The 12,438-nt window shown below is 47.5% G+C and carries 18 protein-coding genes; 6 read left to right on the forward strand and 12 right to left on the reverse strand.

Annotated elements, in window-relative coordinates:
- The first annotated feature begins 51 nt into the window (after nt 1–51).
- The 3 genes from CW734_RS13640 (at nt 52) to CW734_RS13650 (ending at nt 1,947) form a co-directional block, all read left to right on the forward strand.
- Nucleotides 52–738 carry a Na-translocating system protein MpsC family protein gene (locus tag CW734_RS13640; RefSeq protein WP_101191066.1) on the forward strand — a complete coding sequence of 229 codons (687 nt, stop codon included), beginning with the start codon at nt 52–54 and terminating at the stop codon, nt 736–738.
- A 407-nt stretch (nt 739–1,145) separates the two neighbouring features.
- Nucleotides 1,146–1,508 carry a GNAT family N-acetyltransferase gene (locus CW734_RS13645; protein ID WP_101191067.1) on the forward strand — a complete coding sequence of 121 codons (363 nt, stop codon included), beginning with the start codon at nt 1,146–1,148 and terminating at the stop codon, nt 1,506–1,508.
- 43 nt (nt 1,509–1,551) lie between these two features.
- A complete protein-coding gene (locus tag CW734_RS13650; protein ID WP_101191069.1) occupies nt 1,552–1,947 on the forward strand; it encodes a hypothetical protein in 396 nt (131 codons plus the stop codon).
- A 61-nt stretch (nt 1,948–2,008) separates the two neighbouring features.
- Here CW734_RS13650 and CW734_RS13655 read toward each other — a convergent pair whose 3' ends face one another.
- Nucleotides 2,009–2,215, reverse strand: coding sequence for a hypothetical protein (locus CW734_RS13655; RefSeq protein WP_101191071.1), 207 nt, complete (start codon nt 2,213–2,215; stop codon nt 2,009–2,011).
- A 524-nt stretch (nt 2,216–2,739) separates the two neighbouring features.
- Between CW734_RS13655 and CW734_RS13660 the strand changes: the two genes are divergently transcribed.
- Complete coding sequence (locus CW734_RS13660; RefSeq protein ID WP_101191073.1) at nt 2,740–3,117, forward strand: VOC family protein; 378 nt, start codon at nt 2,740–2,742, stop codon at nt 3,115–3,117.
- 51 nt (nt 3,118–3,168) lie between these two features.
- Here the strand turns inward: CW734_RS13660 and CW734_RS13665 are convergent, their stop codons facing one another.
- The 9 genes from CW734_RS13665 to CW734_RS13705 form a co-directional block, all read right to left on the reverse strand.
- Complete coding sequence (locus CW734_RS13665) at nt 3,169–3,672, reverse strand: peroxiredoxin family protein (RefSeq protein ID WP_101191075.1); 504 nt, start codon at nt 3,670–3,672, stop codon at nt 3,169–3,171.
- A 66-nt stretch (nt 3,673–3,738) separates the two neighbouring features.
- On the reverse strand, nt 3,739–4,404 hold the full coding sequence (locus CW734_RS13670) for a haloacid dehalogenase type II (RefSeq protein ID WP_101191077.1): 666 nt from the start codon (nt 4,402–4,404) through the stop codon (nt 3,739–3,741).
- Nucleotides 4,405–4,767: 363 nt separating this feature from the next.
- A complete protein-coding gene (locus CW734_RS13675) occupies nt 4,768–5,043 on the reverse strand; it encodes a hypothetical protein (protein WP_101191079.1) in 276 nt (91 codons plus the stop codon).
- A 27-nt stretch (nt 5,044–5,070) separates the two neighbouring features.
- Nucleotides 5,071–5,478: a YhfM domain-containing protein gene (locus CW734_RS13680; RefSeq protein WP_101191081.1), complete on the reverse strand. Its 408-nt coding sequence runs from the start codon at nt 5,476–5,478 to the stop codon at nt 5,071–5,073.
- Nucleotides 5,475–6,044: an AAA family ATPase gene (locus CW734_RS13685; RefSeq protein ID WP_101191084.1), complete on the reverse strand. Its 570-nt coding sequence runs from the start codon at nt 6,042–6,044 to the stop codon at nt 5,475–5,477. The genes CW734_RS13680 and CW734_RS13685 overlap by 4 nt, the downstream gene beginning before the upstream one ends.
- A gap of 36 nt (nt 6,045–6,080) precedes the next feature.
- Complete coding sequence (locus CW734_RS13690; protein WP_101191086.1) at nt 6,081–6,497, reverse strand: NUDIX hydrolase; 417 nt, start codon at nt 6,495–6,497, stop codon at nt 6,081–6,083.
- A gap of 27 nt (nt 6,498–6,524) precedes the next feature.
- The gene (locus CW734_RS13695) at nt 6,525–6,971 is read right to left on the reverse strand and encodes an NUDIX domain-containing protein (RefSeq protein ID WP_101191087.1); all 447 of its coding nucleotides are present in this window, start codon (nt 6,969–6,971) and stop codon (nt 6,525–6,527) included.
- 48 nt (nt 6,972–7,019) lie between these two features.
- Nucleotides 7,020–7,391 (reverse strand): hypothetical protein, encoded by a 372-nt coding sequence (locus CW734_RS13700; RefSeq protein ID WP_101191089.1) that lies wholly within the window; start codon nt 7,389–7,391, stop codon nt 7,020–7,022.
- A gap of 22 nt (nt 7,392–7,413) precedes the next feature.
- On the reverse strand, nt 7,414–7,857 hold the full coding sequence (locus CW734_RS13705) for an alpha/beta fold hydrolase (RefSeq protein WP_101191091.1): 444 nt from the start codon (nt 7,855–7,857) through the stop codon (nt 7,414–7,416).
- A 510-nt stretch (nt 7,858–8,367) separates the two neighbouring features.
- Here CW734_RS13705 and CW734_RS13710 point away from each other — a divergent pair.
- Nucleotides 8,368–8,904 (forward strand): hypothetical protein, encoded by a 537-nt coding sequence (locus CW734_RS13710; protein ID WP_101191093.1) that lies wholly within the window; start codon nt 8,368–8,370, stop codon nt 8,902–8,904.
- Nucleotides 8,905–8,961: 57 nt separating this feature from the next.
- Here the strand turns inward: CW734_RS13710 and CW734_RS13715 are convergent, their stop codons facing one another.
- A complete protein-coding gene (locus tag CW734_RS13715; RefSeq protein ID WP_101191095.1) occupies nt 8,962–9,615 on the reverse strand; it encodes a DUF4037 domain-containing protein in 654 nt (217 codons plus the stop codon).
- 153 nt (nt 9,616–9,768) lie between these two features.
- Nucleotides 9,769–11,886 (reverse strand): heavy metal translocating P-type ATPase, encoded by a 2,118-nt coding sequence (locus tag CW734_RS13720; protein ID WP_374703201.1) that lies wholly within the window; start codon nt 11,884–11,886, stop codon nt 9,769–9,771.
- Between the two features lie 212 nt (nt 11,887–12,098).
- Between CW734_RS13720 and CW734_RS13725 the strand changes: the two genes are divergently transcribed.
- Nucleotides 12,099–12,431, forward strand: a complete 333-nt coding sequence (locus CW734_RS13725) for a four-helix bundle copper-binding protein (protein WP_101191097.1) — start codon at nt 12,099–12,101, stop codon at nt 12,429–12,431.
- Nucleotides 12,432–12,438 lie beyond the last annotated feature (7 nt).

Consider the following 12,438-nt stretch of genomic DNA (forward strand, 5'->3'; position numbering starts at 1 on the left):
ACACTTGCCCAAATGGAATGGATAGCTTCTTCCGTTTAGAGGAGAGAGCACATGACACAAGAGAAAACGGTCGAATCCATCATCAGCGGTTTCACTGCATCCATCTTGCGGGAGCATTTCGGCAAAGGGCCAAGCTCAGTGTATGTGACCATTTACAAGTCGTTCGTCTGCATTCAGATCCGGGATTTCCTGGCGCCGATGGAGAGAATTCTGTTAGATCAGAATGAAAAGAACCGCGTGTTGAAAACCAGGGATTTATTGATGGTTGAGTTGATGGCCGAATTCAAGAGGAATTTCTGGAAGCAAGCCGACCTCGATGTGATGGAGTTGTATGCCGATTGGAATTTGGACGATCATTCCGGCATGATTCTGGGGGTATTGGAAGAACCAAAATCGCATAAACTCAGGTGGCCGGAAGAAGTGGATGAAACGGAACTCCGGAAAGAAGTGATCCGTTTAAGCATCGCCGGACAGAAAGAACCGGAAGAAACCAATTTCTTTTGGCTGAACGACCGGACACTGCTCATTGAACGGATCGGCATTTTTACTTTGCTGGAGAAAGAACTGATTAAAAATGAATTTCAGGAAGCCTTGAAACTGGCAAAACGGCCGCTGGAGTATATGTTATTTGCAGAATCGGAAGTGCCCACAATCGTCAACCGCCCGTTAATCGGCAGTTATGTTGACTGGGACTTTGAAGAAGATAAAGGCTACGCGCTACTGGCCTTTAAGAAATAAGCCTAACTTCACTTCCCTCGGACCTGTCGTGGCAACGCGACAGCCCGGGGGTTTATCATGACAATGGCTGGTCATTTCCGCCGCCTAAGCAGGCGCTGTTGTTTTACGATGCGAAAGCTATTTTTTCTAAACTTTAGGTGAAATTTCATAACAAGCGTTTCTTTCTAACCATTTTCTCAATAGTCAGTTTACTTAATGAAATAAATTGGGTATGGTGTAATTGTACAAGTTATCTTTGAACGCAAAGCAACTGCCTTTTTCATTTTAAAGGCCAACTCAATAATGAATCGGTCGTATACACCAGACACCAGTGCTGGAGGTAGCGCCAAAAAGAATGTTCTATTCTTTTTGGCGCTTTTTTAATGGCCTTTTCATCGATGAAGCACGTTTGAGAAGGAGGGATTTGAATGATGATTGAATACGAACCACGCCACCGGGAGGCTGTACTGCGCTTGCTTTCCCATCTACCCACAGCCCAGCAAGGAGTTTCAGTCCAGCAAATACTCAGCGCCTACGAAAGACAACCGGAGCGCCGATTGTATCTGTGGGAGGAAAATGAAAAAGTGGTTGGAGTGATCGGCATCCACATACAGAAACAAACCTTTGCTGTGCAGCACATCGCCGTTCACCCTTCCTTCCGCAATCGAGGAATCGGCAGTGCCTTGATTCAAGCGGTCCAGGAAGAATACATTTCACAAGCGATGTGTTCGACTCAAGAAACCAAAGATTTTCTGGACAGATGCTGGCACAAGCAATCTCAATTTAGTTGATTTCTACAAGTCGCGCCGAATACTGGCAGAAAGGACAATCGACATGGAGACGTTAACAGCAAATGCAGCGGAAAAGGTCAAATCCTATTTGGATGCTGAAGTGGAAATTGCTGCTGGCCAGACAGTCGTTAAAAAATCCCGTGAAATGAAAATTTTTCGGGAGCAGCAATGCTTTACGTGCATCATCGAGCACGATATCTCGTTTGAGAAAGTGAACGCTGACGGCACGGCATTGAACCGCGCAGAGATTTTTCTATTGCCTGAAGAATATCCTTCTTTCCTTTTTGCCTGGAATGATTTCCACATTTCCTTACCGACCGATTATCGCCAGTGGCAACAGGTCAATCCGCATATCGTCAGTGTCTGCATGGAGTCGGTCGAAGCGCCAGAAGATTTCGCCGCGCGCTTGGCCGCTGCCTTCAATGCCTTGGAGGCGTGACTTCTCATCGAATAGAAGCATGTTCTAGAACTCTCTTTTACTGCTTTGGCCACACTTCGGCCTAGGGTTGCCCCCGGCTGAATTCATATAAAGCGACTCCCAAATCAAGCACATCATGCTTGTTCTGGGAGTCGCTGTTTTGTTGGCGCTCGATGACGCGTTCGATCTCGTGCTTCGGCAATAAGCCGTGGTAGGTTTCAGGGTTGTCGACTGCGCAGACTTTTCGGATACCAGCTGCGTCTTCGGCTTGTGCTTTACGGATGTCCATTATGTAATTGCCTCCTTATCTGAACAAGTATGACAAGATAAAACCGGTGATGATGCCGAACGTAAAGAATAGAATGAGTTTCGGTGCTTTTTTCATGGGTCTCCTCCTCTTTTAGGCTTGCTATGATTAGTGTATCAAACTTCTATGGCTTGGATTGTGAATGTTCCATTTTTATGTAAAGATGGGATTTATCATTTTATTTAACATAGTCCCGAAATTGAATAGGTTAAGGAGTGATTTATCTGAGCCACTTATTATTGTCCAAGAAATTTGTTCCGGTTTATTTTATTGTAGGTTTTCTTTCCATCTTATTATTCCGTTTCTTAGGGGCTTCTTGGATTGAAGTATTCCTTCTGAGCTTTTTATGCTTTCTGGTTGGTATCCTTTCTTTTGTCGAAAACTTTATCGTTCCCCTTGGATTAAAACGCAGCCCTTAAATAGCTGGCCATCTAAAGGGTTTTCCCTTTCCCCATCGAATTATTAGGGTGACGAGACTCATCATTTTATTCAGAGGAGGAAAAGCAATGATTTCAAAAATCGGACAGGTCATGGTGTATGTGCGCGACCAGGACGCAGCTGTTGCGTTTTGGAAGGAGAAGATGGGCTTTGTGGTTTTGCAAGACGTCGAAAATGATGGCATGCGGTGGATCGAAATTGCGCCTCGTGAAGATGCGGAGACGAGCATCGTCTTGCATGACAAGAATTTGCTCGAGCAGATGGATACGGGCTTGAGTTTGGAGACGCCGTCGCTATTGTTTTACGCGAACAATTTCGAGCAGCTGCGGAATGAGTTGGCGGAAAAAGGTGTCACGGTCGGCGATATCGTCGAGATGCCGACAGGTCGGACGTTCAATTTCGCCGATGCTGAAGACAACTATTTCGCTGTGCGCGAGATGGATTAAGCAATGAAAAAGAGCTTGGAGAATTCCCTCCAAGCTCATTTGTATATTATCTTATTTTAGGTTTTTACGGATGTACGCAGCGATTTTGCGTAATTCTTTTGCGTGCGGACGGCCGAATGGGCTCGTTTGCTGCTGCTGGTACATGACCTTGCCTTCTTCATCGAGCAAGTAATAAGCTGGCTCGCCGTGAATGCCATGGTCTTCGTACAATGCGTCTTCTCCATGATGGTAGACCCCGTATTGTTTCAAGATGTCTTCAGTCGCATCGGCCAAGATTGGAGAGGTCAAGCCGTGTTTTTCTTTCATTTCATTAAGGTCCTGCTGATTGTCTGTGGACAAGAACGTGAAATGGATATCCTTGCCTTCAAAATACGATAGGCTGTCTTGGATTTCCTGCAATTCTTCGTTGCATACTGGACACCACGAGCCTCTGAAGAAAATGACAAAGCGCCAGCCTGGACGTTCAGATAAGTCCTGTTGCAATGAGTAATCTCCGCCTTCAGCGCGCGGCAATGTAAATGATGGGGCTAAATCCCCTAATTGTAGTCTATTCATGTGAATGCCTCCTCTTATATATAAGTAGTTTACCCGGAATAATAAGCTTTAATCTTTTTGACCGTTCTATTTCCATTTCAACAAGCCATTCAAGTCCGAAAATACATAATCCGGCTCCAGGCCGAGCTGTTCGATCGGCGCTTCTTTGCGGTTGATCCACGCGGTGCGGAAGCCGAAATTTTTCGCTCCCGAGATGTCCCAGCCATTTGATGACATGAACAGGATTTCGTCGCGCTCGATGTTCAATTGGTCCAATACGTATTGATAAGCTGCCGGTGCCGGCTTGAACTGCTTGATTTCATCGACGCTGACGGCTTTGTCGAGCAAGTCTTTTATTCCTGCGTTTTCGATCAAAGGGTCGAGCATATTGTGCGAGCCGTTCGAGAACACGACGAGTTGGTGATCCTGCAGCTGTTGCAATACCGCTTCCGATTCTTCGTAGAGCGGCAAATGCAAATAGGCGTCCATCAATTGCTCTTCGATATCATCTGTCGATTCGAGCCCCTCGTCTTCAAGTGCGTATTTCAGAGCGCTTCGGGTGACGGCGTACAAGGTGTCATATTTGCCCATGAGCTGGCGCATCATGAAATATTCGACTTGCTTCGTGCGCCACGTCTGGCTGATTGCTTCGCCGTGCCCCGGAAATACGTCCTCGCATTGCTCTTTGATGGCGATGACGTCGAATAATGTGCCGTACACATCGAAGATGAACGCTTTGATTGGTTTGTCCATATGATTGTCCTCCTTTAATATCGCTAACGAATTCAACTGCTTTTCCTTGTATCCCCTTTTAGGCAGAAAAATAACGGCATTAAAAAAAGCATCTTCTGTGAGATGCCGTGGGAGTGTATTTCAGGTTGTCGAGAAACTTGAGAGACCGTATTTTCCGAAGCTTATCGCTCGCTTTCCGTGGGGCGGGAATCGAGCCTCCTCGTCACTGCGTTCCTGCGGGGTCTCTCAAACCCGCTAGTCCCACAGGAGTCGAGCGAACACTTCTCCAAATACTTGGACAGTCCATTCATTTTTAAATGTAAAAATAAAGTCCCCTTTTTTCATCTAGTAGACTATAAACTTATCTAACTCTCTGAAATGTATTTAGTTTTCTCGGTTTTTTTCATTCTGAAAGTCTCTGACAAACTTTTCATCCTTCTTCTTTTCAATGAAACTCCAAACGGCAAAAATCAATATGGAAATCCCAATAACTGGCAGCGAGGCAATGAAGACAAAATCGAAATCCATCTCTTCCACCACTTGGTCGACGCCAGCCCTTTGGGTGTGGTGTGTCCAACTGCTCTCATAGTCCATGAAAGTGAACGATAGAATGAGCCCTAAGACGATACCGCCCACGACCGATAAGAAAAACTTCTTCATGCAACCGCCTCCTCTATCTTTGTCCATTCAATCAAGCAGATTTTCGGATGAAAGAAAGCTGTAAAGTTGCTCGGCATGCTGTTCATCCAAGCTGTAGAGTGTATGGGTGTCTGCTTCATCCATAGCGGACCCATGATCTGCCGATACCCATAAATAGAATTCCTTTTCACCAAACTCCACTTTGAAATTCGGATCCGCTACGTCTGCGATTCCTGAGACTTTATCCGCACGCGAAATGGCTTCTGCAAATAACTCGATCGTTTGTTCATCCGTCACTTCGAGTCGTGAGTTTTCCATCACTTGCCCGAAACTCTGCATTTGGTACAAGACGATCTTTTCGGCTGATTGTTGTTCGGCGTTAAGCAGTCCGTTCTGGCACGCCGATAAGATAACTATCATGACCAGGAGCATGCCGATCACTTGCAGTTTTCTCACGAGTCACTCCCCCTAGAAGCTATTATTGTGATGTCGGAAATGGCGGCTTCCACTTGCTGTTCATTTGCTACGCTAAACAGATAATCCGCTTCGTCCGGCGTTGGAGTGACGCCGGGGTTACCGACAGATTCCATTTGTTGACGCTTGAGGACATCCTTAAATGAAGAAACGGTGCGCAAGATTGCGATGGCACGCCGGGACTGATCGATTCTCGTTTTCAATACCTCGTCTGCCATGTCAAAGTTCACTAAGATAGTCGTAAAGCCTTTCAATCGATAAAAATCCAGCAGCTTCAAGCGGCCTTTCAAGTTGCGATTGGCGTTGCACAAAATGATGTGGCAATCGGTTTGGTCGACCGCATGATCAACAATCGTCTGTGTCAGGGCATACTTGATTGCATTCGCCCCCTCTTTCGGGACGAGCGCCGGATAATAGTTTTGCAGGATTTCTGCATGATTGTCCTGATCGACGACGATGGCATTGGTTAGCTGTCGCTCAAGCGCTTTGGCGAATGTCGTTTTGCCGCTATGGGTTTTGCCGACCGTGATGACCGCTACTCTGTTCACATGCACAACTCCGTTCGTATGGTTTGTGAAAATGAATTACTGGATAGCCGCCGCGCGATTCATGAACGCAATGAGGTGTTCTTGGTCTTCCGGGTAATCGTGAAGCAGTTCTTTCAGTTCGGCTTCTGTTTTCCACGTAATTTCGTCGATTTCATTATCCGGGTCCTGGAAACAAATATCGCCTGAGATGACTTCGCACAGAAAATAATGGCTGGTGACTTCGTAATTGCCGATTTGCACATTTTTCGTATGAAGCTGTTGCTTCACCTCAATGAGAAAGCCGGTTTCTTCCCACACTTCCCTCACGCATGCTTGTTGCGGGGATTCGCCCATTTCGATTTCTCCGGACGGGATGCTCCATTTACCGGATGCCTTCGATTTCACCATGAGGATTTTACCTTGGTCGATCACTACTCCAGCTGCGCCTTGCCAAACTTTTTTAATGTCTCCCACAGATTCCCCCCCTAACACTTTAATGCCTTAAATATAATCGAGAATTTTAATATCCATCTCATCCAGGACCCCGATGTCCTCTTTTGTATCCCATAACTTCATTTCCGTCGTTTCGTCGTTTGGCAGAAAGGGCTGTAACTTCTCTACCGTTCCAAGAAAAACAGGATTGTATTTGATTTCCCTAATTTCAGTATGCTGTAGTTTGAGCAAGCCTTTGAATTCCAAGTCCTCAATCACCTGGCCGGATTCTTCATACAATTCCCTTACGGCACATTGCTTCGATGTCTCTCCGCCTTCTCTCCTGCCAGCCGGCAGTTCCCATTGCTCGCGCCATTTATTGTAGACCATCGAATTTTTGCCGCCGCATTTAATGACTGCAAATGAACCTGCAATTGTCTCAAACTGATGGATCTCATGTTCCTCCATAAATAGAAAGTTCAGAAATTGAAAGCCATGGCTTCTTGTCGTGTTCATCGGTTACTCTCCTCCGTCAGGCTCTATGCTTAAAATCCCTGAACTTTTTTATTCCGTGGTCAACGCGAATTCCTCGACTTGCCCGTCCCATTTGATCTCCACATCCAACTCCTCATCTTGTTGAATGACCGCACAGCCTTCGCAGGCGCTCTTCCCGACCAGCACTTCACCTTCATCGACCAAGACATTTCCACTCGATGCACCGGCAGTCGATTCAATTGAATAGATGATGGTTTCAGGAGGCGGCTCTTCGCCGGTGTAGACGATTTTCCCGGTCGCTTCCTTGCTGTCTTGTGAAGTGACGTCGACCGTATAGAAGACATCCCAATTGTCGCCGCTTCCTTTGAAGTTGTAACGGTCGCCTTCCGAACAGCCGCTAAGGATGATCATTATGGCCAAAAGTGATCCGAGTTTTTTCATGAGATACGAGCCCCTCTCGTGATTAGTCGACGTGGCTTAGGAACAATTCAAGTGTTTTCGCATGCAATTCCGCTTGTTCGGCATGAACCAAATGGGATGCGAAGGGAATGACCGATACGCGGACATTTTCATGCTTGTTGGGGTAATACAAGACGCCTTTCGTTTCGTTCGGGTTGCCTTCTCCTGCGATGTAGAGGATCGGTGCATGAATGCCGGACAAATCGTTCGTTTCTTCGAATGGATACCATTCTTCACGCTGCCTCATTTCGATAAGCTTCCGCCAATCGCCTTTATGCAGTTGGTCAAAATACGCATTCGTTTCCTCGTATTGGAAAATCTGTTGTTGGTTACGCGTTTCCTGTTCACGCAATTGCGCCCAGTTATCCGGCTTTTCTGCCGTGACGCCAGATATCGTCAGGCTTTTCACTTTGGATGGAAAGCGCTTCGCGAACACGATTCCGACCAATGCCCCGAACGACGCCCCCAGGCTAATAATATTGAAAATATGGTTAATTCTAGTGTAACTTATTTTCACTGATTATTCAGTACAAAGAGGCAGTTTTTTGTCATCTTGAATGGTATAATGGAATCAACTACTTACGAGAACACCTATGCCTAACGCCAGGCGGCAGTTATGCAATTCGATTCACCCTCCCTTTTCAGCTCGTTACATAAAATTTGAGGAGGGGTTCCGATGAAGCGCCAATTGTTTGTGCTGTTTCTGGCCGGTGTGTTATTGCTTGCAGGATGCGGCGAGCAGAACAAAAAGCCGCAGTATGAAGCGATGGAACCGGTGATTGCTGCTGGGGTTTGAGCCTGGACGGTGTGGTATTCTGATGCACGCCGTCGAGCGTTAAAAAAAGGGACAAAGCAGCCGCTTTGTCCCTTTTCCTTATTTACGCTCTTCCCATCTTGTTTTCATTTTGCATAGTTCCATAGACTTTGGCTTGGTACAATACAAGTAGGGGGAATCCACTTGTACAAATATCTATTATATATACCTGTCCTTATTATTCTGGCGTTTGTTATATGGACCAGTTTCATAGCAACCGGACTGAAAATCGCCTTCAGCGTGATCATCTTGATGTTCTTTCTAACGATTAACAAATACCTATCTACCAAGAGTACGGTATTCCGAAAAATCAAAGCAGCTTTCTACGCTTCACTTTTTCCAATTGCCATTGCGCTGCTTCTGGATAGCTGCACGGTCACTACTTACAATGGCATTGACTTTGCAGATGTATATTTTCTTGCTTCCTTGTTCTTGATTTTCTTGTTTGGATCCGTGGTTTACGGTGTTCCTGTTTCCTTGCTTTCCGATTTCGCCACTTCCGATGTGAAACGCTATCGCTTTCCGCTCGCTTTTCTGATCCATGTGGGGTTCGCCGTGTTTTCTTACTTGTTCCTCGGACCGCTCATGTTTTTTGCATTATTCGTAGCTGTGGTGTTTTTCTTGTTTGACGAGCTATTGCGAAAAAGGGAAATCACGCGTTCGTTCAAATCTTTGGCCTGACAAACGACGCTTTGCGGGTTGCTTCAGAAAGGTCGATATGTGGGAGTTCTTGACGGATCAGCCCGAAGATTTCTCCAATGAGCGCTGCCATTTGAATGCCGGATGGGGAATGAATTGGCGATTCAAGCCGAACAGCAGGCCCATGATATTCGTTTGGACGGAAACGACCACTTTGTAGAACATGAGCCAATCCTTCCGATGAACGAGTGCTTCCCGGTTGTTCCAACGGCTTCCGAAGTCGCTATAATAATTAATCCCCGCTTCTTGCAATTCAAGCGGATAATGCTCGACTTGTTTTTTCAGCTGCTCAATCGCCGCATCCCCATAGAGCGGAATGCCGTATTGGACAGCTGCGACAATGCATTGCTTGTCCGGATCGACGTCGAGTTCTCGGGTCACTTGATGGATGGTTTGGCGGATCGTCTCGGTTAGGAAACTGCTGATTTCTAATTTCACGCCGTCCACTGTGTAGGTTTCCGCCCATTCCTCCTCTTCATATGGATGAAATTCCAATAGTTCTCCGCCCAGTTGACGGATGATTTGTTGACGCTCTTCGTCGGATGGCGCTTGCCTCCAAAAGATGAGCAATTCAATATCCGAAAATTCGTCTTGCCAATCCCTCGATACCGATCCCACCAGCATGACCGCTTCTATATTAAGGATGTGTGCGTACTGTTCAGCAGCTCGCATCGCTAGTTTTTTGAGTTCCATTCCATCGTTCGTTCCGACTTTGGCAATCGGCCAGGTCTTATTAGCTTTACTATATATTTTTCTTTATACATTTCCTATCTCTTTTACATATCAACAGAAACAGAGCGTCCACTCAAATTGAGTAGACGCTCTGTTTTTTTATGGCTATTCATTTTAAGCCTTCAGTAATTTCGCATTGATCGCGACGATGACCGTACTCAAGCTCATGAACACGGCACCGACTGCCGGGCTGACGATGATGCCCCACGGTGCCAGGACGCCGGCAGCGAGCGGGATGGCGAAAATATTATAGCCGGTCGCCCACCACAAGTTCTGGACCATTTTGCGGTAGGTCTTTTTCGACAAATCGATGAGCGCGACAACATCGTTCGGATTGCTTTTGACGAGGACGACGTCTGCTGTTTCCATCGCAACATCTGTCCCGGCGCCGATTGCGATGCCGAGGTCGGCGGTTGCGAGTGCGGGGGCATCGTTTACGCCGTCTCCGGTCATGGCGACGCGCCAGCCTTTGTCTTTGATTTTCTTGATTTGGTTCGCTTTGTCGTCCGGCAGCACTTCGGCGTATACTTCCTCGATGCCAAGTTGCGCGGCGACCCAGTTGGCGACTTTTTGGTTGTCGCCTGTCAGCATGATCGAGTGGATGCCTTTTTCCTTCAAAGCCGCGACCGCTTGTTTTGCTGTGTCGCGCACCATATCAGCAAGCGCGATCATGCCGGCGAGCTTGTCATCCGCCAGAACGAAAACAACTGTTTTGCCTTCTTCCGACAAAGCGTTAAAGACGTGTTCATCATATGGCAGGTTTTCGCCTTTGATATAACCAGGGCTGACGGCGTTGACTTTCATGCCGTCTACTTGGCCTTGTATGCCTTTGCCGGTGATTGATTCGAAATCGGTGACTTTGCCGATCGTCAAGTTGCGTTCTTTTGCTGATTGGACGATCCCCGTCGCAATCGGGTGTTCCGAGTTCTGCTCGATCGCTGCGGCGAGCTGCAACACTTGTTCTTCGCTGTAGCCTTCGCTGGCGACGATGTCGGTGACCCCAAACTCGCCCTTCGTCAGGGTTCCTGTTTTATCGAAGACGACGGCGTTCAAATTGCGCGCCCCTTCGAAATCGGCACGGTTGCGGATCAATAAGCCTTGCTTCGCTGAAATCGATGTCGATACCGCGACGACGAGCGGTGCTGCAAGACCAAGTGCGTGCGGGCAGGTGATGACCATGACCGTCACCATGCGTTCGATGGCGATATCAAACGAGTAGCCGAGTGCAAGCCAGGCAAACAGCGTAACGAATCCGGCGACGAGCGCCAAATAAAACAGCCATTTCGCGGCACGGTTCGTTAAATCCTGCGTTCTGGATTTTGATTCCTGGGCTTCCTTGACCATCGTGATGACTTGGGACAAATACGAATCTTCCCCGGTCTTCTCGACTTCCACGACGAGCGAACCCTCTTTATTGACCGATCCGCCGATGACCGCATCGCCGTCTTCTTTTTCAATCGGGATCGATTCACCCGTCAGCATCGATTCATCGACTGCGGAACGGCCTTCGACGATGACACCATCGACTGGAATCTTCTCGCCCGGCTTGACCAATACCCAGTCCTTGTTGCGGATTTCGGACAAAGGCACATCTTCGACTTGTTTATCGTCATCCAAGCGATGCGCTTCATTGGGCATCAATTTGACGAGCTGTTCGAGCGCGTTCGACGCCCCCATAATGGAGCGCATTTCAATCCAATGCCCAAGCAGCATGATGACGACCAATGTCGCGAGCTCCCAGTACAGCTGATTGCCGTCCCAGCCGAACACGACGACGGTGCTATAGCTGTAGGCGATGGTGATCGCGAGCGCAATCAAGGTCATCATGCCTGGCGCTTTGTCTTTCAGTTCAGCGATGCCGCCCACAAGAAACGGCCAGCCGCCATAGAAAAAGACGATTGTCGACAAGGCAAACAACACATACATATCGTTGTCAAAGCGCCAATCGACGCCCATGAAATGCTGGATCATCGGTGAAATCGCAAGGATCGGGAGGGTCAGGATCAGCGAGATGAAAAAGCGCTTCTTGAAATCCTCCACCATGTCTTCATGTCCACCGTGCCCGTGATGGCCGTGTCCGCCTCCGTGATCTTCCGAGTCATGTCCGTTATGCTCATGTTCTGTGTGCACATGCTCTTCCTGCACGGTCGAATCGCCTTCATGCATGCCATGATGGCCTGTACCTGGTGAATGATCGTCTGCATGCGGTTTCGTTTCGTCATGTTTTGCCATTAGCTTTCACCTCTCGGATCGTTTTTCGGTTCTCTTGACTACATTATAAGCTTCAATTATCGAGAAATTATCGAGAACCGCCAAGCATGCCCTATCCGGAATTTGTGCAGTTTCTATGGAATTTCCGTGGAGTTCGGCACATTCCGTTTACTTCCAGTTCAAGCGGGAAATTTCCTTACTGACAACTTAAATCTAATGAGGAGGTTTTTGGAATGGCTCAAGAACAACACCAGCAATTGCTCGAAACGCTGCACGATTGCATGGCAGCGTGCAACCATTGCTTCGATGCTTGCTTACAGGAAGACGATGTCAAGATGATGGCGGAATGCATCCGGTTGGACCGGGAATGCGCAGATATGTGCGCGTATCTGGAACAAGCGATTACCCGCAATTCACCGTTCGTTTCCCAACTGGCTAAAGTATGTGCAGAAATCTGCCAGACTTGCGGCGACGAATGCCAGAAACACGCCGATATGCACGATCATTGCAAACGCTGTGCAGAAGCTTGCCATAAATGCGCGGAAGCTTGCCGTTCAATCGCATAAGACAGAG

Origin of the sequence: Planococcus sp. MB-3u-03, assembly GCF_002833405.1 — a bacterium.
GTDB lineage: Bacteria > Bacillota > Bacilli > Bacillales_A > Planococcaceae > Planococcus.

Excerpts from the sequence above, each read along its gene's own strand:
- CW734_RS13640 (WP_101191066.1), top strand. The coding sequence starts at position 52 with ATGACACAAGAGAAAACGGTCGAATCCATCATCAGCGGTTTCACTGCA.
- CW734_RS13645 (WP_101191067.1), top strand. The coding sequence starts at position 1,146 with ATGATGATTGAATACGAACCACGCCACCGGGAGGCTGTACTGCGCTTG.
- CW734_RS13650 (WP_101191069.1), top strand. The coding sequence starts at position 1,552 with ATGGAGACGTTAACAGCAAATGCAGCGGAAAAGGTCAAATCCTATTTG.
- CW734_RS13655 (WP_101191071.1), bottom strand. The coding sequence starts at position 2,215 with ATGGACATCCGTAAAGCACAAGCCGAAGACGCAGCTGGTATCCGAAAA.
- CW734_RS13660 (WP_101191073.1), top strand. The coding sequence starts at position 2,740 with ATGATTTCAAAAATCGGACAGGTCATGGTGTATGTGCGCGACCAGGAC.
- CW734_RS13665 (WP_101191075.1), bottom strand. The coding sequence starts at position 3,672 with ATGAATAGACTACAATTAGGGGATTTAGCCCCATCATTTACATTGCCG.
- CW734_RS13670 (WP_101191077.1), bottom strand. The coding sequence starts at position 4,404 with ATGGACAAACCAATCAAAGCGTTCATCTTCGATGTGTACGGCACATTA.
- CW734_RS13675 (WP_101191079.1), bottom strand. The coding sequence starts at position 5,043 with ATGAAGAAGTTTTTCTTATCGGTCGTGGGCGGTATCGTCTTAGGGCTC.
- CW734_RS13695 (WP_101191087.1), bottom strand. The coding sequence starts at position 6,971 with ATGAACACGACAAGAAGCCATGGCTTTCAATTTCTGAACTTTCTATTT.
- CW734_RS13700 (WP_101191089.1), bottom strand. The coding sequence starts at position 7,391 with ATGAAAAAACTCGGATCACTTTTGGCCATAATGATCATCCTTAGCGGC.
- CW734_RS13715 (WP_101191095.1), bottom strand. The coding sequence starts at position 9,615 with ATGGAACTCAAAAAACTAGCGATGCGAGCTGCTGAACAGTACGCACAC.
- CW734_RS13720 (WP_374703201.1), bottom strand. The coding sequence starts at position 11,886 with ATGGCAAAACATGACGAAACGAAACCGCATGCAGACGATCATTCACCA.
- CW734_RS13725 (WP_101191097.1), top strand. The coding sequence starts at position 12,099 with ATGGCTCAAGAACAACACCAGCAATTGCTCGAAACGCTGCACGATTGC.